Here is a 23,166-nt window from a genome sequence, read left to right on the forward strand (position 1 = left end):
GTTAAGAAACCGTGAACGCCCGCGACTAACCTGCTGAAATCACTTGTCATTCAACGATTGTCCACCGTGGACAGTCAGGCCGCCTCTTCCGCCGCAGGCCGCCGGATCTTGCCCGCCGCTTCGAGCACCAGGGGTCTGAAACCCTCTCCGCCCGCATCGATCTTCTGGAACAGCTGCCGCCGCATCCTGGGCTCCCAGAAATCGTTGATATGCGCGGCGAGCAGCGAAACCCCCTCGGCATGCGGCTTCGATTCCATGAATTTCGCGATGTCATTCGCCATGCGCACGATCTTGTCAGCCGACATGGGCCCCCTCCGTCTTCAAACGATCCGTATGCGAGAAGACCTCGAACAGGTCCCCCTTCGCCAGCGCAACCAGCGTGATCCCCGCCCGCTCGGCCAGTTCCACCGCCGCCACCGTCGGCGCCGAGACCGCGACGATCAGCGGGGCGCCCAGCATGGCGACCTTCTGCACCATGTCGGTGGAGACGCGGCTGGTCAGCACCACCGCCCCCTCCGGCCCGATGCCCTGGCGGACCATCGCGCCCACCAGCTTGTCCAGCGCATTGTGCCGCCCCACGTCTTCCCGCGCCAGCAGCACCCGCCCGTTCCAGAACGCCGCGCCATGCACTGCGCGCGTCGCGTCATGCAGCCGCTGTTCGCCCGGCAGCGCCGCCACCGCCTCCCGCACCTGCGCCGGGGTCATCCGGAACCCGGACGGAGCCACCATCGGCACCTCGCGCAAAGCCTGGTCGATCGAGTCGATCCCGCACAGCCCGCAGCCCACCGGCCCCGCCATCACCCGTCGCCGCGCAGCGAGCCGTGACTCGGCCTCTGGCCGCAGCCAGACCTGCACGTCGTAGCCCCGGGCCAGCTCCTCAACCTCGACCGACAGGATATCCTGCGGCCCTGCAATTCCCTCGGTCAGGGCAAACCCATACCCGAAGTCCTCAAGGTCCGAGGGCGTCGCCATCATCACCGCCTGCGTCGTCCCGTTGAACGACAGCGCGACGGCCACCTCCTCGGGCAGGACCCGGTCCCCCGGCTGAACCGAGGGCCCGAACACCAGCCGGGGCGTGGCCCGCGCGCCGATCATTCCGCCGCCAGGATCCGGCGCGAGAGGGCGGCCTGGGCGTTGTATTCCTCCTGCCACTCGGACGGACCGTTGGAGGGCGCGACCTGCACCGCCGTCACCTTGTATTCCGGGCAGTTCGTCGCCCAGTCCGAGAAGTCGGTGGTGATGACATTGGCCTGCGTGTCCGGGTGGTGGAAGGTGGTGTAGACCACGCCGGGCGAGACCTTGTCGGTGATCTCGGCCCGCAGCGTCGTCTCGCCCGAGCGCGAGGCCAGCCGCACCCAGTCGCCGTCCCGGATGCCCCGGTTCTCGGCGTCGTGCGGGTTGATCTCCAGCATATCCTGGTCGTGCCAGACCACGTTGTCGGTCCGCCGCGTCTGCGCCCCCACGTTGTACTGCGACAGGATGCGCCCGGTCGTCAGCAACAGCGGGAAGCGCGGGCCGGTCTTCTCGTCCGTCGCCACATATTCGGTGCGGATGAACTTGCCCTTGCCGCGTACGAAGCCGTCGATGTGCATCAGCGGCGTGCCTTCCGGCGCCTTGTCGTTGCAGGGCCACTGGACCGAACCCATGGTCTCGATCTTCTCATAGGTCACGCCCGCGAAGGACGGCGTGGTCATGGCGATCTCGTCCATGATCTGGCTGGGATGGGTGTAGGTCCAGTTCGCGCCCATCGCGTTGGCGAACAGCTGGGTCACCTCCCAGTCGGCATAGCCCTGTTTCGGCGCCATCACCTTGCGGACCATGTTGATCCGCCGCTCGGCGTTGGTGAAGGTGCCATCCTTTTCCAGGAAGGACGAGCCGGGGAAGAAGACGTGGGCATAGTTCGCCGTCTCGTTCAGGAACAGGTCGTGGACGATGACGCATTCCATCGCCGCCAGACCCGCCGCGACATGGTGGGTGTCCGGGTCGGATTGCAGGATGTCCTCGCCCTGGCAGTAGAGGCCCTTGAAGCTGCCCTCCACCGCAGCGTCCAGCATGTTCGGGATGCGCAGGCCCGGCTCCGGGTCGATGGTGACGCCCCAGAGGTTCTCGTAGATCGCCCGCACATCGGCGTTCTTCACATGGCGGTAGCCCGGCAGTTCATGCGGGAAGGACCCCATGTCGCAGGAGCCCTGCACGTTGTTCTGGCCGCGCAGCGGGTTCACCCCGACGCCCTGCCGCCCGATGTTGCCGGTCAGCATGGCGAGGTTGGCGATGCCGATGACAGTGGTCGAGCCCTGCGAGTGTTCCGTCACCCCCAGCCCGTAGTAGATCGCCCCGTTGCCGCCGGTCGCATAAAGCCGTGCCGCCTTGCGCACTTCTTCGGCCGGGACGCCCGTCACCAGTTCCACCGCCTCGGGCGAGTGGTTCGGGGCGCTGATGAACTCGGCATAGTCCTGGAATTCGTCCCAGTCGCAGCGGGTGCGGATGAACTCTTCGTCGTAGAGCTTCTCGGTCACGATGACATGCGCCAGCGCGCTGACGACCGCCACGTTCGTCCCCGGCGTCAGCGCCAGGTGATGCGCGGCCTTGTAATGCGGGCCTTCCACGGTTTCCGTCCGGCGCGGGTCGACGACGATCAGCTTCGCGCCCTTGCGCAGCCGCTTCTTCATGCGGGACGCGAAGACCGGGTGCGCCGCCGAGGGGTTGGCGCCGATCACCAGGATCACGTCCGATTCCTCGACCGAGTCGAAGTCCTGGGTCCCCGCTGATGTCCCGAAGGTCTGGCCCAGGCCATAGCCAGTGGGCGAATGGCAGACGCGGGCGCAGGTGTCGGTGTTGTTGTTCATGAACACCGCGCGGGTCAGCTTCTGGACGAGGTAGGTCTCCTCGTTCGTGCAGCGCGAGGAGGTGATCACCCCCACCGAATTGCGCCCGTATTTCGCCTGGATGCCCTTCATCCGGTTTGCTGCGAACTCCATCGCCTCGGCCCAGGAGACTTCCTGCCACGGATCGTTGATGCTGTCGCGAATCATCGGCTTCAGGATCCGGTCCTGGTGCGTGGCATAGCCATAGGCGAAGCGGCCCTTGACGCAGCTATGGCCCCGGTTGGCCTTGCCGTGCTTGTAGGGCGTCATCCGCACCAGCTCGTCGCCGCGCATCTCGGCCTTGAAGCTGCACCCGACGCCGCAATAGGCGCAGGTGGTGATGATCGACCGGTCGGGCGTGCCGATGTCGATCACCGACTTCTCGCTCAGCGTCGCTGTCGGGCAGGCCTGCACGCAGGCGCCGCAGCTGACGCAATCCGAGGCCAGCGCATTGTCGGTCTTCGCACCGAAGGACACCCGGCTGTCGAAGCCCCGCCCCTCGATGGTCAGCGCAAACGTCCCCTGCACTTCCTCACACGCCCGGACGCAGCGTGAGCAGACGATGCACTTCGCCGGGTCATAGGTGAAATAAGGGTTGGAATCGTCCTTCGGCAGCCACTGCGGGTTGGCTTCGCCGCTGGTGTTCTTCGCGCGGAAGTGCGTGTCGACCGCGTCATAGCGGACATCGCGCAGGCCCACGGCACCGGCCATGTCCTGCAACTCGCAGTCGCCGTTCGCGGCACAGGTCAGGCAGTCGAGCGGGTGGTCCGAGATGTAAAGCTCCATCACCCCCCGGCGCAGCTGCTTGATCCGGCTGGTCTGGGTGTGAACCTTGATCCCCGGCGCGACCGGAGTCGTGCAGGACGACGGCGTCCCGTTCCGCCCCTCGATTTCGACCAGACAAAGGCGGCAGGACCCGAAGGCGTCGACGCTGTCGGTGGCGCAAAGTTTTGGAACAGAAATCCCGATCTCTGCCGCCGCGCGCATGATCGAGGTGCCTTCCGGCACAGTCACGTCGAAGCCGTCGATGGTCAGCGTAACCATCGCCTTGGCCTTGGATGCCGGGGTTCCGAAATCGCGGTCGGGAATGATGAAGTCTTTCATCTGATTAGCCTTTCCGTGCGGCAAGCTGGTGGGCGACGATGGCATTGGCGTGGCCGTGGCCCAGCCCGTGAGTTTCTTTCAGAAAACCGACGATCTGCATGTGCGGCTGGTCCAGCATACCGGCGATCTGCGCGAACCAGTGGCCGACCGGCTGACCATAGGTCTTTTCGATCGACGGAAAGTAGGACGCGGGGCCCTTCACGGTCTCGGTCATTCGGCGGCCTCCTTCGCGCGGGCGAAGTCATCCGGGAAATGCGTCAGCGCGCTCATTACCGGATATGGGGTGAAGCCGCCCAATGCGCAAAGCGAACCAAGCTTCATCGTGTTGCACAAATCGGTGAGGATCGGGATCGCATCGGCATCGCCGCGCGCCAGCCGGTCCAGCGTTTCCACCCCACGGGTCGACCCGATCCGGCAGGGGGTGCATTTGCCGCAGCTCTCGATGGCGCAGAACTCCATCGCGAAGCGGGCCATCGCCAGCATGTCGGCGCTGTCGTCGAAGAGCGTCAGCCCGGCATGGCCGATCAGCCCGTCCTTCGCGGCGAATTCCTCATAGCCGAAGGGCGTGTCGAACAGCGCGCGCGGGAAATAGGCACCCAGTGGGCCGCCCACCTGCACCGCCTTGACCGGCCGGTCGGTGAAGCAGCCACCCGCGATCCTGTCGACGATCTCGCCCAGGGTCAGGCCGAAGGCGGTTTCATAGAGCCCGCCGTATTTCACGTTCCCGGCGATCTGCAGCGGGATCGTCCCGCGCGACCGGCCGAGGCCGAAGTCCTTGTAGAACGCCGCCCCCTTGGCCAGGATCACCGGCACCGAGGCCAGCGAGATCACGTTGTTCACCACCGTCGGCTTGCCCATGAAGCCTTCCAGAGCCGGCAGCGGCGGCTTGGCGCGCACGATCCCGCGCTTGCCTTCCAGGCTGTTCAAGAGGCTCGTTTCCTCGCCGCAGACATAGGCCCCGGCGCCGACGCGGATCTCCATGTCGAAAGCCTTGCCCAACACGCCCTCGGCCCGTGCGATGTCCACCGCCGCGCGCATCACCCGGATCGCCACCGGATATTCGCTGCGAATGTAGACGAAGCCCTTCGTCGCCCCGCAGGCCAGCCCGGCGATCGCCATGCCCTCGATCAGGGTGAAGGGGTCGCCCTCCATCAGCATCCGGTCGGCAAAGGTGGCGCTGTCGCCCTCGTCGGCGTTGCAGACGATATACTTGCGGTCCGCCTTCGCCTCGCTAACGGTCTTCCACTTGATCCCCGTCGGGAAACCCGCGCCACCACGACCCCGCAAGCCGGAGTCCGTCACTTCGGCAACGATCTGTGCCTTGGTCATGGTTCGGGCCTTGTCCAGCCCTTCCAACCCGCCATGCGCCCGATACTCCGCCAGCGAAAGCGGGTCGATCACCCCCACGCGGGCAAAGGTCAGCCGGGTCTGGCCCTTCATCCAGCCCAGCTCCTCGACCGGACCCAGAGCCTTGGGATGCGCAGCCAGATCACCGAACAGGCCCGGCACATCCGCAAGCGTCATTGGCCCGAAGCCGTGCCGGACGCCGTTTACCTCCACCTCGGCCAGCGGTTCCAGCCAGGCCATGCCACGGCTGCCGTTGCGGGTCAGTGTCACCTCGACCCCGCGCGCTTTCGCCTCGGCCAGGATGGCTCTGGCAACCTCTTCACCGCCCATCGCCAGGGCGAAACTGTCAAGCGGAAGCCAGACCCTCATTTCTCCACCTCGTCGATCAGCTTTTCGACCGATTTCGGCGTCAGCATTCCCACCAGTCGACCATCTACCATCGCCGCCGGTCCGCAGGCGCAAAGACCCAGGCAGAACACCGGCTCCAGCGTCACCGCGCCATCTGGCGTCGTCTCGTGCCAGTCGATGCCAAGCTTCTGCTTCGCCCGTTCCGCGACCGAGTTGCCAAAGGCCGCCTGACAGGCCTCGGCCCGACACAGCTTCAGCACATGCCGCCCGGCAGGCCTCTCGCGGAAATCGTGGTAGAAGCTGATGACCCCATGCACTTCCGCCTTGGAAATCGTCAGCGCCGCCGCAATCTGCGGAATCGCGCTTTCGGGCACATGGCCGAACTCTGCCTGGATCGCGTGGAGGATCGGTAGCAGCGGTCCCTCAAGCCCAATATGGGCCTCAAGGATTTCGGCAATTCGGTCGGACTGGACGTGGGAATCGAGCATGCGGGCAACCTCTGGCTGGCATGCAAGGGTATACGCCGATTGATAGGCGATTCAATCCAGATATGCCGTTGCTCAATAGGCCATGCCTATCGAAACAGCCGAACAGCCTCATCCACCAGCGCCTGCAAGACGGGCGTCTGCGGGTCGCGCCGCGCCGCGATCAGCCCGACGGTATGCTCCGCCTCCGGTTCGACAATGGGAATGGAATGCAAGCGCCCGTCCGCGACGAACATATCTGCCAGCTTCTTCGGCACCACCGACGCCCAGCGCCCGGTCAGCACATGCGCCACCAGCGCCATCGTCGAGTTCGATTCGATCATCGGCGCCGCATCCACCCCGGCCTCGCCAAGGTGCTGATTGACGATCCTCCGGTTCTGCATGTCAGAGGTCAGCAGGCACAGCGGAATCGCCGACAGGTCATGCCAGCTGATCTGCCGCCGCCCTGCAAGCTCCGACCCTGGCGCGATCAGCAGGCGGTAGAACTCGGTGTAGAGCGGTACTTGCGACACCCGGCCCAAGGGCTCGTTGTCGAGGTAGGTGACCCCGGCCTCCAGATCCAGCGCCTCGATCCCCGTCAGGATTTCGACGCTGGTCCGCGACAGGATCGACACCCGCACATTCGGATGTTTCTGGGTGAACGGCCCGGTCAGGTCGGCCACCATCGGCAGCGCGGTGGGGATCACCCCGATCCGCAGATTGCCCGAGAGGCCGGTGCGCACGACCCGCATCTCGTCCTTCAGGGCCCGCACGTCGCCGACGATGCCCAAGGCCCGGTCCAGCACGCGCTGCCCCTCCGGCGTCAGGCCCTGGAAACGGCTGCCGCGGAACACCAGCTGCACGCCCAGCTGATCCTCCAGCTGCCGGATCGCACTTGATAGTGAGGGCTGCGTTACTCCGCACGCCTCCGCCGCCCGGCCGAAGTGCCGTTCCTTCGCCAGCGCGATGAACATTTCCAGCTTGTCGATCATGCAGAAGACCCTGCCGCGCCCCGCCCTTGCCCGCAAGCCCTTCAGGCCTTACCTGTTGGCCATGCGCCGCCTGATCCCCTTCCTGCCGAAACCGCCCGTCGTTCCGGTGATCCGCCTTTCGGGCACCATCGGCACCGGCACGCGTGGCCTGAACGACGAGGCCCTCGCTCCCCTGATCGAAAAGGCTTTCAAGCTGAAGCCCGTTGCCGTGGCGCTGGCGATCAACTCGCCGGGCGGCTCTGCCGTGCAGTCCTCGCTCATCGCCGCGCGCATCCGGCGGCTGGCGGACGAGAAGAAGATCCCCGTCCACGCCTTCGTCGAGGATGTGGCGGCTTCGGGCGGCTACTGGCTTTCCTGTGCGGCCGATGACATCTGGGTCGATCCCAGCAGCCTCGTCGGCTCCATCGGCGTGATCTTCGCCTCGTTCGGCTTCCCCGAGCTGATGGCCCGACAGGGCGTCGAACGCCGCGTGGTCACGGCGGGCAAGTCCAAAAGCTTCGCCGACCCATTCCTGCCGCAGAAACCCGAAGACATCGACCGCCTCAAAGCGCTGCAAACCCCGATCCACCAAGCCTTCATCGATCATGTGAAGCACTCACGCGGGCAGCGCCTCAGCAAAACCGCAGATCTCTTCAACGCCGACATCTGGGTCGGCCAGCAGTCGGTCGATCTCGGTCTTGCCGACGGCATCGCCCACATGGTCCCCAAGCTGAAGGACCTGTACGGCGACAAGGTCAGGCTCCTCCCCCTCGGTCGCAAGCGCAGCCTCTTCCAGCGCCTCGGCCTTTCGGTCATCGACGAAACCCTCGGCGCGGTCGAGGATAGGGCGCTCTGGGCGCGATACGGGCTCTAGATGCTGGTCAAGGTCATCTTCCTCTTCCTGGCCGCGATGGTCCTTGTCGCCCTGGTCGGTCGCGCCCTTTTCCCCTCGTCGCTGCCCCGCATCCTGCGCAAACGCCAGGACCCTCCGCGCTGCGGCAAATGCGGGCGCTACCTGATCGGCCAGAAGACCTGCGCCTGCGGGGGCAAGGCCCGATGACCGCGCTGGTCACCGGCGCCGGAAAGCGGCTTGGCCGCGCGATGGCACTGTATCTGGCAGGGCGCGGCCACGATGTCGCGGTGCACTACGCCACCTCTGCCGACGAGGCCGACACCACCGTCGCCGAAATCCGCGCCATGGGCCGCCGCGCCCGGGCCTTCCAGGCCGATCTTCTGGACGAGGCGCAGGTCCAGGCCCTGATCCCCGCCGCCGCCGCCGCGCTTGGCCCGCTGACCGTGCTGGTCAACAGCGCCTCGATCTTCGAATACGACCGGATCGACACCGCCACCCGCGAAAGCTGGGACCGCCACATCGAATCCAACCTCCGCGCGCCCTACGTCCTGACACAAGCATTCGCGCGCCAGTGCCCCCCCGCGACGGCAGACGAAACCGGCGAACCCCGTGCGCAGGGCCTGATCGTCAATATGATCGACCAACGCATCCTGAAGCTCACGCCCGAGTTTTCCACCTACACCATCGCCAAGATGGGCCTCTGGGCCTTGACCCAGACCGCCGCCCAGGGCCTTGCCCCGCATATCCGCGTCAACGCCATCGGCCCGGGCCCAACCCTGCGCGGCGCGCGGCAGTCCGGCGACCACTTCGCCCGCCAGCGTGCGGCGACCGTCCTGAAACGCGGCTCGAACCCCGAGGACATCACCGCAGCGCTGGGCTTCTTCCTCGACAGCCCTGGCGTGACCGGCCAGTTCATCGCGGTGGACGGAGGCCAGCATCTCGGCTGGAAAACGCCTGACGTTCTGGGCGTGGAATAGGCTTTCCAGAACGACCCCGCGTCAACTTGTCCACTTCTCACGCATCCGTCACAAGACCGTCATGATTCAACTGGGATTTCAGGGATTTGCGACGAGATAGAAAATCTTTTGTTTGGAATCAACGTGTTCCCAATGTGCCTAAAAAATAGGCAACTTCACGAACCGGCCCGAAAACAAGGGAAAATCCGCGCTCCTGAAATCTTCTCCGCAGAGTTATCCCCAGATTCCGTGGACAGCTTTGCTCTTGCCACCACCACCCGTTCAGTGCAGCCCTGACCAGAGAATCGACACCGCCAGATGACCGACGAAAAACCCCGTACCGGACATGAGGTGATCCAGGATTACCTCCGCACGCTCGACGGTTCGCCGGGCGTCTACCGGATGCTGAACGCGGCCAGCGAAGTCCTTTACGTCGGCAAGGCGCGTAACCTGAAAGCAAGGGTGACGAACTACGCTCGTCCTGCAGGCCATTCCGGCCGCATCGCCCGGATGATCCACGAAACCGCCTCGATGATGTTCCTGACCACGCGGACGGAGCTTGAGGCGCTGCTTCTGGAACAGAACCTCATCAAACAGCTGAAGCCGCGCTACAACGTGCTCCTGCGCGACGACAAGTCATTCCCGAACATCCTGATCTCTGCCGAACACCCCTTCCCGCAGATCAAGAAGCACCGCGGCAAGAAGTCCGAGAAGGGCGCCTATTTCGGCCCCTTCGCCAGCGCGGGCGCGGTGAACCGGACGCTGAACCAGTTGCAGAAGGTGTTCCTGCTGCGGAACTGCTCGGACAGCATGTTCGAAAGTCGCACCCGGCCCTGCCTGCAATACCAGATCAAGCGCTGCTCCGCCCCCTGCGTCGGCAAGATCAGCCAGGAGGGTTATGCCGAGCTGGTGGCCGATGCCGAACGGTTCCTCGAAGGCAAGACCACCTCGGTCCAGGCCGACCTCGCCCGCGACATGGCCGCCGCCTCGGAAGCGATGGAATTCGAACGCGCCGCCGCCCTGCGCGACCGGATCAAGGCGCTGACCCAGATCCAGCAGAGCCAGGGCATCAACCCGCAGGGCGTGGCCGAGGCCGATGTGGTGGCCCTCCACCTCGAACACGGGCAGGCCTGCGTGCAGGTCTTCTTCATCCGCGCCAACCAAAGCTGGGGCAACCGTGACTTCTACCCCAAGACCGGCGCCGGGGCCGAGGCACCCGAGATCATGGAGGCCTTCCTCACCCAGTTCTACGACGACAAGGAGCCGCCGCGGCTGATCCTGCTCTCCCATCCCGTCGACAACCCCGACCTCGTGACTGAGGCCCTGTCGATCCGGGCGGGACGCAAGGTGGAACTCGCCGTGCCGCAACGGGGCGAAAAGGCCGAGCTGGTGGAGAACGCGGTCCGCAACGCCCGCGAAAGCCTCGCCCGCCGGATGGCCGAATCCACCACCCAGAACAAGCTCCTCGCCGGTCTTGCCGAAGCCTTCGACCTCGATGCCCCGCCGCAGCGGATCGAGGTCTATGACAACTCGCATATCCAGGGCGCCCATGCCGTCGGCGGGATGATCGTGGCGGGCGCCGAGGGCTTCCTGAAAAGCCAATACCGCAAGTTCAACATCCGCTCCGAGGCCGGGGCCAATTCCGACGACTTCGGCATGATGAAGGAAGTCCTGACCCGCCGGTTCGAGCGCCTCTTGAAGGAAGACCCCGACCGCAAGACCGAAATGTGGCCCGACCTCCTTTTGATCGACGGTGGCGCCGGGCAGGTCTCTGCCGTGGCGGGGATCATGGCGGAACTGGGGGTGGACGACATCGCCATGGTCGGGGTCGCCAAGGGCGTCGACCGCGACGCCGGGAAAGAGGAATTCCATCGCCCGGGCGAACGCCCCTTCGCCCTGCAAAGGAACGACCCCGTCCTCTACTTCATCCAGCGCCTGCGGGATGAAGCCCACCGCTGGGCTATCGGCGCGCATCGCGCCAAGCGGGCGAAGGCCGTCAGCCTGACCCCCCTCGACGATATCCCCGGCATCGGCGCTACCCGGAAACGCGCCCTTCTGCAACATTTCGGCAGCTCCAAGGCCGTCGCGCGGGCCGGGGTGGCAGACTTGCAGGCCGTGGACGGAATTTCCGAGGCAATGGCCAAGACCATCGCGGACTACTTCTCGGCAAAGGGGTAAGCGGGCGCTTTTCTGTGCCAATCCACGTTGCAGGCCAAAGACGACCAGAGCCACGTCCAGAGATCGTGCCGGCCTGATTGATCGGGACGACGAGACGGCGACAAGAAAGGATCCGAGGCTCGACCCAAGGCTTCGTCCTGCCACGACCGCTCGATGCCAAGCATTCTTATGTAGAATGCACCGGTCCCTTCGCCTTGGGTCATGTCGCCTTGGGATGACGGTCGACTATCAGGTCTTGAACCAGAGCCGATCGGCATTGCCATTCAGGATGCCGTTACGCTCGTCCGGGGTGAGGTCAGACAACAAGGCCTGCGTGGCGGCGACCCATTCGGGCAGAGAGGATTGCAGGGTACAAACCGGGCTATCCGACCCCCAGACGACACGACCGGGGCCGAGCGCTTCGATCAGATGGCGCGTGTAGGGTTGCAATGTCTGCAAGGTCCAGTCCGGCGGGCCATAGGCGCTGATCCCGGAAAGCTTCGCGTTCACGTTCGGCCGTTCGGCAAGGCGACTGATCCAGCCTGCCCAGTCAGCGAAGGCGCCCGATGCGATATCGGGCACACCGCAATGGTCCAGAATGAACATCGTGTCGGGGCAGGCATCCACCAGTGCAACCGCCAGCGAAAGCTGGCGTTGCAGCATGCAGATGTCGAACGGCAGCCCCAACTGCCCAAGTTTCCGAAGATTCCGGCGAAAGCGCTCTTCCTGCGATACGGCATCGGGAACAACATGCAGCACCCGTCGCACGCCCCGCACGACCCGTCGATCGACGCGGTCGAGCCAGGCCTCGAAACCGTCGGATTCGGGTCGGGCAGCACTGATCGCCCCGCGCAGCAGACTTCCTGGTCGCGCCATCAGCTCTGCGATCCAGGCAGTTTCCGCGTCGATGTCGGTTTCCGCGACATCAACCTCCATATGCAGGACGCTCGTGATCCCGACCCGCGCCGCGGTGGTTGCGTAGGAATCGAAATCCCAGTCACGATCCAGGGCCGGCACACCGGCCAGCCAAGGGTAGCTCAGTCGCGACCGGTCGATGAGGTGCAGGTGCGTGTCAAAGATCATTCCATCCCCCGGATTTCGCCTGCGCGGTGCACTGTCGCATCTAAACGCAGCTTGACGCAGTCTTTCAACTACATTTATACATGAAACATCGTTCCGGATATGAAATTGATAGCGGTGCGAGGTGCGGTCGCCGACGGCACGGCACAAACCAGGGAGGAAATGCCATGAAGACATTCGCGGCCAGCAGCGCGCTGGCACTTTTGGCGGGGCTTGGCCTGGCCTCGGGCGCGCTCGCCGATGGCGAGTATGCCGGGGTCACCATCGACGCCAAGCTGATCGGCGGGCAGCAGTACGAGGCGCTTTATGCCCGCATCCCGGAATGGGAGGCCAAGACCGGCGCCAAGGTGAACATCGTCAGCCAGAAGAACCACTTCGAGCTGGACAAGGAGTTCAAGGCCGACATCGCCGCCGGTGCAATCACCTGGTGCGTGGGGTCGAACCATTCCTCCTTCGCCCCGCAGTACCCGCAGCTTTACACCGACCTGACACCGCTTCTGCCCGCCGAGACGATCGCGGGCTTTGTCCCCGCGAACATCGAGGCGGCGACGCTGGACGGCAAGCTGGTGATGCTGCCGCGCGCCCAGTTCGACGTCTCGGCGCTGTATTACCAGAAGTCGCTTTACACCGACCCGGCCAAGGCCGAGGCGTTCAAGGCGAAGTATGGCTATGACCTGGCCGTGCCGGAGACCTGGGACCAGTTCCGCGACCAGGCAATGTTCTTCGCCGATCCGCCCAACTTCTACGGCACCCAGTACGCCGGCAAGGAAGAGGGCATTGCCGGTCGGTTCTACGAGATTGTCGTGGCCAATGGCGGCAAGATGTTCAACGACGACTTCTCGCCCGCCTTCAACTCGCCCGAGGGCAAGATGGCGCTGCAATGGTTCGTCGATCTCTACAAGGCGGGGGCCGTGCCGCCGGGGACCACCAACTATCTGTGGGATGACCTTGGCAACGGCTTTGCCTCGGGCACCATCGCGCTGAACCTGGACTGGCCGGGCTGGTCGGGCTTCTTCAACGATCCTGCGGCATCGAAGGTCGCCGGCAATGTAGGCGTGGCACCCGCGCCAAAGGGAGCCGCGGGCGTGCGCACGGGCTGGTCAGGCTTCCACGGATTTTCCGTCACCGAAGCCTGCGCAAACAAGGAGGCCGCCGCGTCGCTGGTCGACTTCCTGACCAACGAGGACAGCCAGGCGCTGGAATCCGCTGCCGGACCGCTGCCGACGCGGACGGCCGTCTGGGACAAGGTGATCGCCGACGCCGCATCCGACCCCTACAAGGCCGAAGTGCTGGCCGCCTTCCAGGAAACCGCGAAGACCGCCTTCCCGGTGCCGAAGACTCCTTACTGGATCGAGGCGACGAACCTGATCTACCCGGAACTTCAGGCGGCCATCCTGGGCGACAAGACGGTGGACGAGGCATTGCAGACCGCCTCTGACGCCGTGGACAGCCTGATGCGCGAGAACGGGGTCTATTGATCCTGTCCTGAACCTGAATGGAAGCGGCGCCCTTCGCTGGCGCCGCTTCCAGCTTGCCTCGCGGAAGGACCCCGATGTACCAGATGCGCCTACCCCCGTGGCTGGTCCTGTTGTTGCCGGCATTCGTGATCCTGCTTGCAGTGGTCGCGATTCCGCTGGTTCTCAGCCTCTATTCCAGTTTCACCGCCTTCCAGCTGACCCGGCCCGAGACGATCACCCGCTGGATCGGGACTTTCAACTACGGGAAGGCGATGGGCGATGCTAACTTCTGGGCAGCGTTCGGGCGCGCGGTTCTTCTCCTGACGCTGGCCCTCAACCTTGAGATGCTACTGGGACTTGGCCTGGCGGTGATGGTCGCCAAGGTCACGCTCGGGCAGCGCCTGCTGCGCACGATGATGATGTTCCCGATGATGTTCTCGCCCATCTTGGTGGGCTTCCAGTTCAAGTTCATCTTCAATGACAACGTGGGCCTTCTGAACAACGCCCTGCAATCGCTGGGACTGACCGACGTGGCGATCCCCTGGCTGGTCGACGGCAACCTCGCCTTCCTGGCCATCGTGGCTGCCGAGGTCTGGACCTCGACCTCGGTCTTCGCAATCCTGATCCTTGCCGGCATTTTCGCGATCCCCCAGGATCCGGTCGAGGCAGCGCGGGTGGATGGCTGTACGCCCTGGCAGACCTTCCGCTATGTGACGCTGCCGTTCCTGATGCCCTTCATCTATATCGCGATGGCGATCCGGTCGCTGGACGTGGCTCGGGCCTATGACATCGTGCAGGTGATGACCGCGGGCGGCCCCGCCCGCAGGACCGAACTTTTGTGGACGCTGATCGGGCGCACCGGCTATGTCGACGCGCGGATGGGATACGCCAATGCGATGGGGTACATCGCCATCCTGCTGTCGATCGTCTTCACCGTCTACTTCTTCCGCAAGCTGACCACGGCGCGGACCAGTCTTGGCATGGGGGACTGACACCATGGACCAAGGCCGCACGCACCGAATCCGCCGCCGACTGCTGAAGGGGGGCCATTTCCTTGGCCTATTCCTCGCGATGAGCATCATCTGTCTGCCCGGCCTCTGGGTCGTGCTGAACAGCTTCCGGCCCACGGTCGAGATCATGGCCAAGCCGCCGGTCTGGATTCCGACCGAGCTGAACCTCGACCACTACCGCGCGATGTTCGGCGGCGTCGGCGAGGGCGGTGTGCCGGTGCTGACCTACTTCTGGAACTCGATGATCATCTCGCTGACTTCCACCGCCATAGCGCTTTTGGTCGGCATGGCGGGCGGCTACGCCTTTGCGCGGCATCGCATTCCCGGCAAGGCGGCAATCTTCGTCGGCCTGATGGTCACGCGGGCGGTGCCGGGGGTGGCGCTGTCGCTGCCGCTCTTCATCCTGTTCGGGCGGATTGGCATCATCGACACGCATTTCGGCATGATCCTCGTCTATGTCGCGCTGAACGTGCCTTTCACAATCTGGCTGATCGACGGTTTCTTTCGGCAGGTCCCGAAGGAACTGGCCGAGGCGGCCGAGATCGACGGCTGCACCCGCTGGCAGGCCTTCTGGAAAGTGGAATTCCCGGTGGCGCGGGCGGGCATCGCCAGCGCGGGGATCTTCGCCTTCCTGACCTCGTGGAACGAATATGCGCTGGCCAGTCAGCTGACCCGGTCGCTCAACTCGAAGACCATGCCCGTCGGGCTCATGGACTTCACCTCGCAGTTCACCCTCAACTGGGGCGGCATGTGTGCGCTGGCGGTGCTGATGATCATCCCCGCGCTGGTGCTGACCTTCCTTGTGCAGAAACACCTCATCGCCGGCCTGACCTTCGGCGGCGTGAAAGGATAAGTCATGGCTGAAGTTGTCCTGCGGGACGTTGTGAAAACCTACGGCGCCCTGCCGGTGGTACATGCGATCAACCTCGACATCGCGCATGGCGAGTTCGTGGTGCTGGTCGGCCCGTCGGGCTGCGGCAAGTCGACCACGCTGCGGATGATCGCGGGGCTGGAGGATATCTCGGGCGGCGAGGTGCGGATCGGGGACCGGATGGTGAACGATCTGCCCCCGCGTGACCGCAACATCAGCATGGTGTTCCAGAACTACGCGCTTTACCCGCACATGACGGTGCGGGAAAACCTTGGCTTCTCGCTGCACATCGCCAAGCGGTCGAAGCCGGAGATCGCAAAGGCCGTGGCCGAGGCGGCGGACATCCTGTCACTGACCCCGCTGCTGGATCGCAAGCCGGGGCAGTTGTCGGGCGGCCAGCGCCAAAGGGTTGCGATGGGCCGCGCGATCGTGCGCCATCCGGACGTGTTCCTGTTCGACGAGCCGCTGTCGAATCTCGACGCCAAGCTGCGCACCCAGATGCGAGTCGAGATCAAACGCCTGCACCAGAAGGTCGGCACCACGATCATCTATGTGACGCACGACCAGGTCGAGGCGATGACGCTGGCCGACCGCATCGTCATCATGCGCGACGGGCATATCGTGCAGATCGGCACTCCGCTGGAGGTGTTCGAGCGCCCGGTGAATTCCTTCGTCGCGACCTTCATCGGCTCGCCCCCGATGAACCTGATGCCTGCCACCGTGACAGGCGGCGCGCTGCGACTGGCCGATGGAACCGCCCTGCCGCTGCCGCCCGGTCTCTCGGCGCACGAGGGGCAGGCGGTGCAGTTCGGCGTGCGGGCCGACAACATCATGCCCGAAGGCCATTCCCTGCCGCCGACCGCGCATATGGCGCATGTGGACATGCCGGTGACCCTGACCGAGCCCCTGGGGACCGAGACGCTGCTGTTCGGCACGCTGGCGGGGACCGAGGTGCAGGCCAAGATGCTGAACCCGCGCCCGGTGCGGACGGGGGAAGTCCTGCGCTTCGGGATCGCGCTGGACAAATGCCACCTGTTCGACGCCGAGACCGGCGCAAGCCTGAGGGTATGACATGGCGGTCATCGAACGGGCCGAGGCCTTCCTTGTCGATCTGGTGCCCAAGGTCAAACGCACCGACGCGATCCAGAGCTTCAAGAGCCAGGAGACGATCTTCGTCACCCTGACCGACGCCGAGGGCGCGACCGGCAGGGGCTATTCCTACACCATCGGCGACGGCGGGCCTTCGGTCCTGGCGCTCTTGCATCACACGCTTTTGCCCGCGTTGATGGGACGCGAGGGCGCGATGATCGAAGCGATCTGGCGCGATCTTCTGTTCACGAGCCATGCCACGGCGGTCGGGCCGATCATGTCGCTGGCGCTCGCCGCCATCGACACCGCCTTGTGGGATCTGCGCGGCAAGCGGACCGGACTGCCGCTGCACGTACTGGCGGGCGGGGCGAAGCCGCGGGTGCCGATGTATTCGACCGAAGGTGGCTGGTTGCATCTGGAACCGGCGGCCCTTGTCGAAGATGCGCTGGCCATGCGCGCCCAGGGCTTCCTGGGGTCGAAGATCAAGATCGGCAAGCCGACGGTCGCAGGCGATGCCGCGCGGCTGACGGCGGTGCGGACCGCCCTTGGCCCGGATTACGAGATCATGACCGACGCCAACCAGTCGATGACCGGGCCGGAAGCCGCGCGCCGCCTGCCGCTGCTGGAATCGCTGAACATCGGCTGGTTCGAGGAACCCCTTCCCGCCGATGACATCGCCGGCCATGCCCGCCTGGCCCGCCAGTCGCGGGTGCCCATCGCGCTGGGGGAAAGCCTTTACTCTCCCGGCCAGTTCGCCGATTACATCGCGGCCGGGGCTTGCGGGATCGTGCAGGCCGATGTGGCACGGGTGGGCGGCATCACCCCCTGGCTCAAGGTCGCGCATATGGCCGAGGCGCATAACCTGGCGATCTGCCCGCATTTCCTGATGGAGCTTCACGTCAGCCTGGTGTGCGCCGTGCCGAACGCGCCCTGGCTGGAATATATCCCGCAACTGGACGAGATCGCCGCCCCCATGGCGCGCGAGGGTGGCTATGCGCTGGCCCCCAAGGCTCCGGGTATCGGGATCGACTGGGACGAAGCCGCATTGCAGGCCCGCATGTCCGAAGGCAGCCAGTTTGAAGTGAGGCCCGCATGAAGCGCTATGGTTCCGTCATCGGCCTGTCGGAAGAGGGCAAGGCCGAATACCGCAAGCTGCACGCGGCCGTCTGGCCTAGCGTGCTCGCCAAGATCGCGGAGTGCAATATCCGCAACTACTCGATCTTTCTGAAAGAGCCGGAGAACTTGATGTTCTCCTACTTCGAATACCACGGCACCGACTTTGCCGCCGATATGATGAAGATGGCCGCAGACCCCGAGACGCAGCGCTGGTGGGCGGTCAACATGCCATTGCAGCGCCCGCTGGACAGCCGGAAGGATGGCGAGTGGTGGGCCGAGATGACGGAAGTCTTCCATGTCGACTGAGCTGCGGCAAACCATTCTCCTGCCGAAGACCTCGCTGCCCCTGGTGATTTTCGGGGCCGGGTCCATCGTCACCGACGCACATCTGCCGGCCTATGCCCGGCTGGGGTTCAAGATCGCCGGGATCTACGATCCCGATCTGGCGAAGGCGGAGGCGGTGGCCGCAAAGGCAGGCACCCGCGCGTTTGCCAGCGTCGCGGAGGCCACCGCGCCTGGACTGGGCGCGGTCTACGATCTTGCCACCCCGCCCGCCGCGCATCCGGCCCTTCTGGAGGCGCTGCCGGACGGTGCCGTCTGCATCATGCAGAAGCCGATGGGCTCGGACATGGCCGAGGCTGACCGCATCATCCGCATCTGCCGGGCGAAGGGGCTGAAGGCGGCGGTCAACTTCCAGCTTCGGTTCGCGCCGGCCCTTCTGGCGTTGAAGGATGCCATCGACCGGGGCCTTCTGGGGCAGGTCGTCGATATCGACGGGCTCTTGGCCGTGGACACGCCGTGGCATCTGTGGGCCTTCCTGGCCAATCTGCCGAGGGTGGAGATCCTGCTGCACTCCATCCACTACCTCGACGCGATCCGCGACCTTCTGGGCAATCCGCTCGGTGTGCATGCCCGGACCCTTGGCCATCCCTCCTCGACCGTGTCGAACACCCGCTCGGCGATGATCCTCGACTACGGACCAGAGGTGCGCTGCGCCCTGTCGATCAATCACAACCACAGCTTCGGTCGGCAATTCCAGGCCTGCGAGTTCCGCATTTGCGGCACCCGGGGGGCGGCCTATGTGAAGCTGGGGGTGAACCTCGACTATCCGAAGGGAGAACCCGACGAGCTGTGGCTGAACACCGGCGCAGGGTGGGAGCAGGTGTCGCTGGCGGGCAACTGGTTCATCGAGGCCTTCCTCGGCCGCTTCACCCAAGTGATGCGTTTCGCGGTGGGCGAGGACGACAACCTGCAAGGCAGCGCCGAGGACGCCTGGCATACGATGGCGCTGGTCGAAGCGGCCTATGACAGCGCGGCCCTGCCCGCACATCCGATCAAGGGGGCACCCGATGCTTGAACAGGTGAAATACTACGAGGACTTCGTCGTGGGCGAAGGCCGTGAAACCACGGGCCGCACCATCACCGAGACGGATTTCGTCGTCCATGCCGGCCATTCCGGCGACTTCTTCCCGCATCATCTGGATGTCGAGTTCTGCAAGACGTTGCCATTCGGCCAGCGCATCGCGCATGGAACCATGGTCTTCACCATTGGCGTCGGTTTGACTGCGACCATCATCAATCCGGTCGCCTTCTCTTACGGCTATGACAGGTTGCGCTTTGTGAAGCCGGTTTTCATCGGCGACACGATCCGGTCGCGGGTCGAGATCATCGCGGTCGAGCCGATGGAGAAGCGCCCCGGCTTCGGCCGCGTGACCGAACGGCTGACCGTCGCCAACCAGCAGGGCGATACGGTGCTCGTCGCCGATCATATCTACATGGTGGAGCGTCGCCCATGACCGGACCTTTCCTGCTCTTGCACCCGGACGACAACGTCCTGGTCGCCCGCGCCACTGCACCGGAAGGCACCGAGGTCGCGCTTGAAACCGGCGCTGTCCGGCTGTCGCAGTCGATCCCGATGGCCCACAAGATCGCTCGCCAGCCCATCGCGGCGGGCGACACCGTCCGCAAGTATGGCATGCCCATCGGCATCGCCACCGCCGATATCGCTGCCGGGTCGCATGTCCACGTCCACAACCTCCGCTCCGGCTATACGCCAAGCGTGGTTCTTCAGGATGCCGACGGGAGGACAGGCTGATGCAGGGCTGGCTACGCGCCGACGGGCGCAAGGGTATCCGCAACACGGTGGTCGTGGCCTATCTGGTGGAATGCGCGCATTTCGTCGCGTCGGAGATCGTGGCGGGCTTCCGCGGCCGGGATGTGCAGTTGATCGGGTTCCCGGGGTGTTTCCCAAACGAATACGCCGCCCGGATGATGGAACGGCTCTGCACGCACCCGAACGTGGGTGCGGTTCTCTTCGTCTCGCTTGGCTGTGAGAGCTTTGACAAGGTGCGGGCAAGCAATGCGGTCGAAGCCTCGGGCCGCCCGGTCAAGACGCTGGTGATCCAGAAGGCGGGGGGAACCCGGGCCACGGTCAAGGCGGGGCAGGACTGGGTGGAAGGCGCGCTGGCCGAGATCGCCACCGCCGTGCGGGTGCCGATGGCTGCAAGCGATCTGGTGATCGGCACGGTTTGCGGTGGCTCGGACGGCACCAGCGGCATCTCTGGCAATCCGGCGGCGGGGCGGGCCTTCGACCTGCTTGTCAGTGAAGGCGCTGCGTGTATCTTCGAGGAAACCGGCGAGTTGATCGGCTGCGAGGAGATCATGGCCTCGCGCGCCGTCACTCCGGAGCTAGGCCAGCTTCTGCGCGACAGCGTGCAGAAGGCGGAGCGTTACTACGCGACGCTGGGCTATGGCAGTTTTGCCGCCGGCAATGCCGCGGGCGGGCTTTCGACCATCGAGGAGAAATCGCTGGGGGCCTACGTAAAATCCGGTGACAGTCCGATTTCCGGCATCATCAAGCCCGGCGACCTGCCGCCGCGCGGCGGGCTTTACCTGATGGATGTGGTCCCCGACGGCGAGGTGCGCTTCGGCTTCCCGAACATCAGCGACAATGCCGAGATCGTCGAGATGATCGCCTCGGGCGCGCATCTGACGCTGTTCGTCACCGGGCGTGGCTCGGTTGTTGGCTCGGCGATTTCGCCGGTCATCAAGATCTGCGCCAACCCCGACACCTTCCGCGCGCTGGCTGAGGACATGGACGTCAACGCAGGCGACATCATCGAGGGCCGCCGCAGCATCGATGAGGTGGGTCGCGAGATCCGGGATCTGGTGCTTGCGGTCGCCGGCGGACGTCAGACCGCCTCCGAGACGCTGGGGCACCGGGAGTTCATCCTGACCTACAAGAGCTTTGACCCGATTGGCCCGGCCTGCCTGCCGGCCAGCGCATAAGGACATCAGATGGAACGACTGACCGGAAAGACCGCATTGATCACGGCCGCGGGGCAGGGCATTGGCCGCGCCACCGCCGAGCGTATGGCGCTCGAAGGCGCGACCGTGATCGCGACCGATGTGAACGATGCCGCACTGGCCGAGCTGGCACAGGTGCCGGGCATCGTGGCACGCAGGCTGAATGTGCTGGACGCCGCCGCCATTGCGGCCTGCGCGAAGGAGGTCGGAGCCATCGACATCCTGTTCAACTGCGCGGGCGTGGTCCACAACGGCACGGTGATGGAAGCATCAGAGAGCGACTGGGACTTTGCTTTCGACCTGAACGCCAAGGCGCAGTTCCGCATGATCCGCGCCTTCCTGCCGGGGATGCTGGCAAAGGGGGGCGGTTCCATCATCAACATGTCCTCGGTCGCGGGACCGAAGAAGGGGCCGGTCAACCGCGCGGTCTATTCGGCATCGAAAGCGGCGGTGGTGGGGCTGACGCGAGCGGTCGCGGCGGACTACGTGACGCAAGGCATCCGCTGCAACGCGATCTGTCCCGGGACGGTGGACAGCCCAAGCCTGCACGAGCGGCTGCGCGCCACGGGCGACTATGACGGCGCGCTCAAGGCGTTCATCGCGCGGCAGGCCATGGGACGGCTGGGCCGCGCCGAGGAGGTTGCGGCGCTGGTCTGCTACCTGGCCTCGGACGAGGCCGCCTTTACCACCGGAACCGAGCATGTCATCGATGGCGGCTGGACGACCTGAGGAGATCACGATGAAACTTGTGCGATATGGAGCGCGGGGCGCCGAGAAGCCCGGGATGCTGGATGCGGACGGTCGCCTGCGCGATCTGTCGGCGCATGTGCCCGATATCGCGGGTGCGGTGCTGGCCGACCTTGCCCCGTTGCAGGCACTTGACCCGGAAAGCCTGCCGCTTGTCCCCGGCACCCCGCGGATCGGCGCCGCAGTGGGCCAGATCGGCAAGTTCATCTGCATCGGGCTGAACTATTCCGACCACGCGGCCGAGTCCGGCATGGCGGTCCCGCCAGAACCGGTGATCTTTGCCAAGTACACCTCGGCGGTCTGCGGGCCGGATGATCCGATCATCATCCCGCGCGGTTCGGAAAAGACCGACTGGGAGGTTGAGCTGGCCTTCGTCATCGGCAAGTCCGGCAAGTACATCGCTGAGGCCGATGCGATGGACCACGTGGCCGGGTTCATGGTCTGCAATGACGTGTCGGAGCGGGCTTATCAGACCGAGCGTTCCGGCCAATGGTCAAAGGGCAAGTCCAGCGACAACTTCGGCCCCATCGGCCCCTGGCTGGTCACGCGGGACGAGGTGCCGGACCCGGGCAAGCTGCGCATGTGGCTGGACGTGAACGGCAAGCGGATGCAGGACGGCAGCACCGCGACAATGGTCTACAAGGTGCCCTTCCTCGTGTCCTACCTGTCGCAGTTCTTCACCCTGCATCCGGGCGACGTGGTCAGCACCGGGACGCCTCCGGGGGTCGGGCTGGGGATGAAGCCGCCGCAGTATCTGAAGCCGGGCGACGTGGTGGAGCTTGGGATCGAAGGGCTGGGCCGACAACGTCAGGTCTGCATCGCCGACAGCTGACTGAAAGGGTCCCGTGGCTGATCAGCTGCGGGACTTTTCCTTTGCCGCCATCCTTTCCCGCGCCTCTTGGGCGAACGGGGCGGGATCGCGGTAAAGCGCCGTCAGCAGGTGTTCGGCGTAAAGCACCAGTTCGCCCTCGGCCTTGTAGACGGAATAGCTGACCTTGAGCTTGCCCATCGTCTTGTTGTGGACCTCTTTCGACAGGTTCTCGCGGATCGTGTAGATCGTGTCGCCGATGAACACCGGCTTGATGAAGCGCAGCCGGTCATAGCCGTAGCTGAACGAATTCAGGCAGTTCGTCGCCGCAAGCCCAAGGCCCAGCGAAAAGACGAAGGCTCCCGCCACCAGCCTGCGCCCGAAGACGCCTTCCTCGCGGGCGAAGGTCTCGTCGCTGACATAGGGATGGTGGTCCATGACGAGGCTGTTGAACAGCATCGACTCGCCTTCGGCGATGGTGCGGCGGATCGAACGGATCCTGTCACCAATCGCGAAGTCCTCGAAATACCAGTCCTCGGAGTTCCAGACCGGGATCGCCGCATGGTCCTGCGGCAGACCCGCCATCGCACGCGCATGAACGCCGATCTCAGCCATGGC

At 65.0% G+C, this 23,166-nt stretch carries 25 protein-coding genes; 16 read left to right on the forward strand and 9 right to left on the reverse strand.

Going from position 1 to position 23,166, the window contains the following annotated elements:
• Positions 1–74: 74 nt before the first annotated feature.
• The 7 genes from JNJ68_RS08265 to JNJ68_RS08295 form a co-directional block, all read right to left on the reverse strand.
• The gene (locus JNJ68_RS08265) at positions 75–305 is read right to left on the reverse strand and encodes a formate dehydrogenase subunit delta (protein WP_294981285.1); all 231 of its coding nucleotides are present in this window, start codon (positions 303–305) and stop codon (positions 75–77) included.
• Positions 295–1,095: a formate dehydrogenase accessory sulfurtransferase FdhD gene (fdhD, locus tag JNJ68_RS08270; protein ID WP_294981286.1), complete on the reverse strand. Its 801-nt coding sequence runs from the start codon at positions 1,093–1,095 to the stop codon at positions 295–297. The genes JNJ68_RS08265 and fdhD overlap by 11 nt, the downstream gene beginning before the upstream one ends.
• Entirely contained in the window at positions 1,092–3,968 is a 2,877-nt protein-coding gene (gene fdhF / locus JNJ68_RS08275) for a formate dehydrogenase subunit alpha (protein ID WP_294981289.1), read from the reverse strand. The genes fdhD and fdhF overlap by 4 nt, the downstream gene beginning before the upstream one ends.
• A gap of 4 nt (positions 3,969–3,972) precedes the next feature.
• Positions 3,973–4,182 (reverse strand): DUF4287 domain-containing protein, encoded by a 210-nt coding sequence (locus JNJ68_RS08280; RefSeq protein ID WP_294981291.1) that lies wholly within the window; start codon positions 4,180–4,182, stop codon positions 3,973–3,975.
• Positions 4,179–5,684 (reverse strand): formate dehydrogenase beta subunit, encoded by a 1,506-nt coding sequence (locus JNJ68_RS08285; RefSeq protein WP_294981294.1) that lies wholly within the window; start codon positions 5,682–5,684, stop codon positions 4,179–4,181. The genes JNJ68_RS08280 and JNJ68_RS08285 overlap by 4 nt, the downstream gene beginning before the upstream one ends.
• Entirely contained in the window at positions 5,681–6,151 is a 471-nt protein-coding gene (locus tag JNJ68_RS08290) for a formate dehydrogenase subunit gamma (protein WP_294981297.1), read from the reverse strand. Before JNJ68_RS08290 ends, JNJ68_RS08285 begins: the two co-directional genes overlap by 4 nt.
• A gap of 86 nt (positions 6,152–6,237) precedes the next feature.
• Complete coding sequence (locus tag JNJ68_RS08295; RefSeq protein WP_294981299.1) at positions 6,238–7,119, reverse strand: LysR family transcriptional regulator; 882 nt, start codon at positions 7,117–7,119, stop codon at positions 6,238–6,240.
• Between the two features lie 61 nt (positions 7,120–7,180).
• Here JNJ68_RS08295 and JNJ68_RS08300 point away from each other — a divergent pair, with 61 nt between their 5' ends.
• The 4 genes from JNJ68_RS08300 (at position 7,181) to uvrC (ending at position 11,085) form a co-directional block, all read left to right on the forward strand.
• Positions 7,181–7,972, forward strand: coding sequence for a S49 family peptidase (locus JNJ68_RS08300; protein ID WP_294981303.1), 792 nt, complete (start codon positions 7,181–7,183; stop codon positions 7,970–7,972).
• Positions 7,973–8,158, forward strand: a complete 186-nt coding sequence (locus tag JNJ68_RS08305) for a hypothetical protein (RefSeq protein WP_294981306.1) — start codon at positions 7,973–7,975, stop codon at positions 8,156–8,158.
• Complete coding sequence (locus JNJ68_RS08310) at positions 8,155–8,928, forward strand: SDR family oxidoreductase (protein WP_294981309.1); 774 nt, start codon at positions 8,155–8,157, stop codon at positions 8,926–8,928. The genes JNJ68_RS08305 and JNJ68_RS08310 overlap by 4 nt, the downstream gene beginning before the upstream one ends.
• A gap of 297 nt (positions 8,929–9,225) precedes the next feature.
• Positions 9,226–11,085: an excinuclease ABC subunit UvrC gene (gene uvrC, locus JNJ68_RS08315; RefSeq protein ID WP_294981312.1), complete on the forward strand. Its 1,860-nt coding sequence runs from the start codon at positions 9,226–9,228 to the stop codon at positions 11,083–11,085.
• Positions 11,086–11,313: 228 nt separating this feature from the next.
• On the opposite strand, the gene JNJ68_RS08320 is transcribed toward uvrC, so the two are convergent.
• A complete protein-coding gene (locus JNJ68_RS08320) occupies positions 11,314–12,147 on the reverse strand; it encodes an amidohydrolase (RefSeq protein ID WP_294981315.1) in 834 nt (277 codons plus the stop codon).
• Positions 12,148–12,311: 164 nt separating this feature from the next.
• Here JNJ68_RS08320 and JNJ68_RS08325 point away from each other — a divergent pair, with 164 nt between their 5' ends.
• The 12 genes from JNJ68_RS08325 to JNJ68_RS08380 all read left to right on the forward strand — a co-directional run bounded on the left by JNJ68_RS08325 (position 12,312) and on the right by JNJ68_RS08380 (position 22,572).
• Positions 12,312–13,622, forward strand: a complete 1,311-nt coding sequence (locus tag JNJ68_RS08325; RefSeq protein ID WP_294981317.1) for a sugar ABC transporter substrate-binding protein — start codon at positions 12,312–12,314, stop codon at positions 13,620–13,622.
• Between the two features lie 83 nt (positions 13,623–13,705).
• Positions 13,706–14,593 (forward strand): sugar ABC transporter permease, encoded by an 888-nt coding sequence (locus tag JNJ68_RS08330; RefSeq protein WP_294981318.1) that lies wholly within the window; start codon positions 13,706–13,708, stop codon positions 14,591–14,593.
• Positions 14,594–14,672: 79 nt separating this feature from the next.
• Positions 14,673–15,464, forward strand: a complete 792-nt coding sequence (locus tag JNJ68_RS08335) for a carbohydrate ABC transporter permease (RefSeq protein ID WP_294981320.1) — start codon at positions 14,673–14,675, stop codon at positions 15,462–15,464.
• Between the two features lie 3 nt (positions 15,465–15,467).
• Positions 15,468–16,553, forward strand: coding sequence for a sn-glycerol-3-phosphate ABC transporter ATP-binding protein UgpC (gene ugpC / locus JNJ68_RS08340; RefSeq protein ID WP_294981322.1), 1,086 nt, complete (start codon positions 15,468–15,470; stop codon positions 16,551–16,553).
• A 1-nt stretch (position 16,554) separates the two neighbouring features.
• Positions 16,555–17,667, forward strand: a complete 1,113-nt coding sequence (locus JNJ68_RS08345; protein WP_294981324.1) for a mandelate racemase/muconate lactonizing enzyme family protein — start codon at positions 16,555–16,557, stop codon at positions 17,665–17,667.
• Positions 17,664–17,993: an L-rhamnose mutarotase gene (locus JNJ68_RS08350; RefSeq protein ID WP_294981326.1), complete on the forward strand. Its 330-nt coding sequence runs from the start codon at positions 17,664–17,666 to the stop codon at positions 17,991–17,993. Before JNJ68_RS08345 ends, JNJ68_RS08350 begins: the two co-directional genes overlap by 4 nt.
• Complete coding sequence (locus JNJ68_RS08355) at positions 17,983–19,044, forward strand: Gfo/Idh/MocA family oxidoreductase (protein WP_294981329.1); 1,062 nt, start codon at positions 17,983–17,985, stop codon at positions 19,042–19,044. The genes JNJ68_RS08350 and JNJ68_RS08355 overlap by 11 nt, the downstream gene beginning before the upstream one ends.
• Entirely contained in the window at positions 19,037–19,483 is a 447-nt protein-coding gene (locus JNJ68_RS08360; RefSeq protein WP_294981331.1) for a MaoC family dehydratase, read from the forward strand. The genes JNJ68_RS08355 and JNJ68_RS08360 overlap by 8 nt, the downstream gene beginning before the upstream one ends.
• Entirely contained in the window at positions 19,480–19,782 is a 303-nt protein-coding gene (locus tag JNJ68_RS08365) for a UxaA family hydrolase (protein WP_294981334.1), read from the forward strand. Before JNJ68_RS08360 ends, JNJ68_RS08365 begins: the two co-directional genes overlap by 4 nt.
• A complete protein-coding gene (locus JNJ68_RS08370; RefSeq protein ID WP_294981337.1) occupies positions 19,782–20,975 on the forward strand; it encodes a UxaA family hydrolase in 1,194 nt (397 codons plus the stop codon). Before JNJ68_RS08365 ends, JNJ68_RS08370 begins: the two co-directional genes overlap by 1 nt.
• A 9-nt stretch (positions 20,976–20,984) precedes the next feature.
• Entirely contained in the window at positions 20,985–21,722 is a 738-nt protein-coding gene (locus JNJ68_RS08375; RefSeq protein WP_294981340.1) for an SDR family oxidoreductase, read from the forward strand.
• Positions 21,723–21,732: 10 nt separating this feature from the next.
• Complete coding sequence (locus JNJ68_RS08380) at positions 21,733–22,572, forward strand: fumarylacetoacetate hydrolase family protein (RefSeq protein ID WP_294981342.1); 840 nt, start codon at positions 21,733–21,735, stop codon at positions 22,570–22,572.
• 21 nt (positions 22,573–22,593) lie between these two features.
• Here the strand turns inward: JNJ68_RS08380 and JNJ68_RS08385 are convergent, their stop codons facing one another.
• Positions 22,594–23,163 carry a MaoC family dehydratase gene (locus JNJ68_RS08385; RefSeq protein ID WP_294981345.1) on the reverse strand — a complete coding sequence of 190 codons (570 nt, stop codon included), beginning with the start codon at positions 23,161–23,163 and terminating at the stop codon, positions 22,594–22,596.
• Between the last annotated feature and the right edge of the window lie 3 nt (positions 23,164–23,166).

Origin of the sequence: Tabrizicola sp., from assembly GCF_016793705.1 — a bacterium.
Classification (GTDB): Bacteria; Pseudomonadota; Alphaproteobacteria; order Rhodobacterales; family Rhodobacteraceae; genus Tabrizicola.

Coding starts and splice junctions, on each gene's coding strand:
- JNJ68_RS08265 (WP_294981285.1), bottom strand. CDS start 305: ATGTCGGCTGACAAGATCGTGCGCATGGCGAATGACATCGCGAAATTC.
- fdhD (WP_294981286.1), bottom strand. CDS start 1,095: ATGATCGGCGCGCGGGCCACGCCCCGGCTGGTGTTCGGGCCCTCGGTT.
- fdhF (WP_294981289.1), bottom strand. CDS start 3,968: ATGAAAGACTTCATCATTCCCGACCGCGATTTCGGAACCCCGGCATCC.
- JNJ68_RS08280 (WP_294981291.1), bottom strand. CDS start 4,182: ATGACCGAGACCGTGAAGGGCCCCGCGTCCTACTTTCCGTCGATCGAA.
- JNJ68_RS08285 (WP_294981294.1), bottom strand. CDS start 5,684: ATGAGGGTCTGGCTTCCGCTTGACAGTTTCGCCCTGGCGATGGGCGGT.
- JNJ68_RS08290 (WP_294981297.1), bottom strand. CDS start 6,151: ATGCTCGATTCCCACGTCCAGTCCGACCGAATTGCCGAAATCCTTGAG.
- JNJ68_RS08295 (WP_294981299.1), bottom strand. CDS start 7,119: ATGATCGACAAGCTGGAAATGTTCATCGCGCTGGCGAAGGAACGGCAC.
- JNJ68_RS08300 (WP_294981303.1), top strand. CDS start 7,181: ATGCGCCGCCTGATCCCCTTCCTGCCGAAACCGCCCGTCGTTCCGGTG.
- JNJ68_RS08305 (WP_294981306.1), top strand. CDS start 7,973: ATGCTGGTCAAGGTCATCTTCCTCTTCCTGGCCGCGATGGTCCTTGTC.
- JNJ68_RS08310 (WP_294981309.1), top strand. CDS start 8,155: ATGACCGCGCTGGTCACCGGCGCCGGAAAGCGGCTTGGCCGCGCGATG.
- uvrC (WP_294981312.1), top strand. CDS start 9,226: ATGACCGACGAAAAACCCCGTACCGGACATGAGGTGATCCAGGATTAC.
- JNJ68_RS08320 (WP_294981315.1), bottom strand. CDS start 12,147: ATGATCTTTGACACGCACCTGCACCTCATCGACCGGTCGCGACTGAGC.
- JNJ68_RS08325 (WP_294981317.1), top strand. CDS start 12,312: ATGAAGACATTCGCGGCCAGCAGCGCGCTGGCACTTTTGGCGGGGCTT.
- JNJ68_RS08330 (WP_294981318.1), top strand. CDS start 13,706: ATGCGCCTACCCCCGTGGCTGGTCCTGTTGTTGCCGGCATTCGTGATC.
- JNJ68_RS08335 (WP_294981320.1), top strand. CDS start 14,673: ATGAGCATCATCTGTCTGCCCGGCCTCTGGGTCGTGCTGAACAGCTTC.
- ugpC (WP_294981322.1), top strand. CDS start 15,468: ATGGCTGAAGTTGTCCTGCGGGACGTTGTGAAAACCTACGGCGCCCTG.
- JNJ68_RS08345 (WP_294981324.1), top strand. CDS start 16,555: ATGGCGGTCATCGAACGGGCCGAGGCCTTCCTTGTCGATCTGGTGCCC.
- JNJ68_RS08350 (WP_294981326.1), top strand. CDS start 17,664: ATGAAGCGCTATGGTTCCGTCATCGGCCTGTCGGAAGAGGGCAAGGCC.
- JNJ68_RS08355 (WP_294981329.1), top strand. CDS start 17,983: ATGTCGACTGAGCTGCGGCAAACCATTCTCCTGCCGAAGACCTCGCTG.
- JNJ68_RS08360 (WP_294981331.1), top strand. CDS start 19,037: ATGCTTGAACAGGTGAAATACTACGAGGACTTCGTCGTGGGCGAAGGC.
- JNJ68_RS08365 (WP_294981334.1), top strand. CDS start 19,480: ATGACCGGACCTTTCCTGCTCTTGCACCCGGACGACAACGTCCTGGTC.
- JNJ68_RS08370 (WP_294981337.1), top strand. CDS start 19,782: ATGCAGGGCTGGCTACGCGCCGACGGGCGCAAGGGTATCCGCAACACG.
- JNJ68_RS08375 (WP_294981340.1), top strand. CDS start 20,985: ATGGAACGACTGACCGGAAAGACCGCATTGATCACGGCCGCGGGGCAG.
- JNJ68_RS08380 (WP_294981342.1), top strand. CDS start 21,733: ATGAAACTTGTGCGATATGGAGCGCGGGGCGCCGAGAAGCCCGGGATG.
- JNJ68_RS08385 (WP_294981345.1), bottom strand. CDS start 23,163: ATGGCTGAGATCGGCGTTCATGCGCGTGCGATGGCGGGTCTGCCGCAG.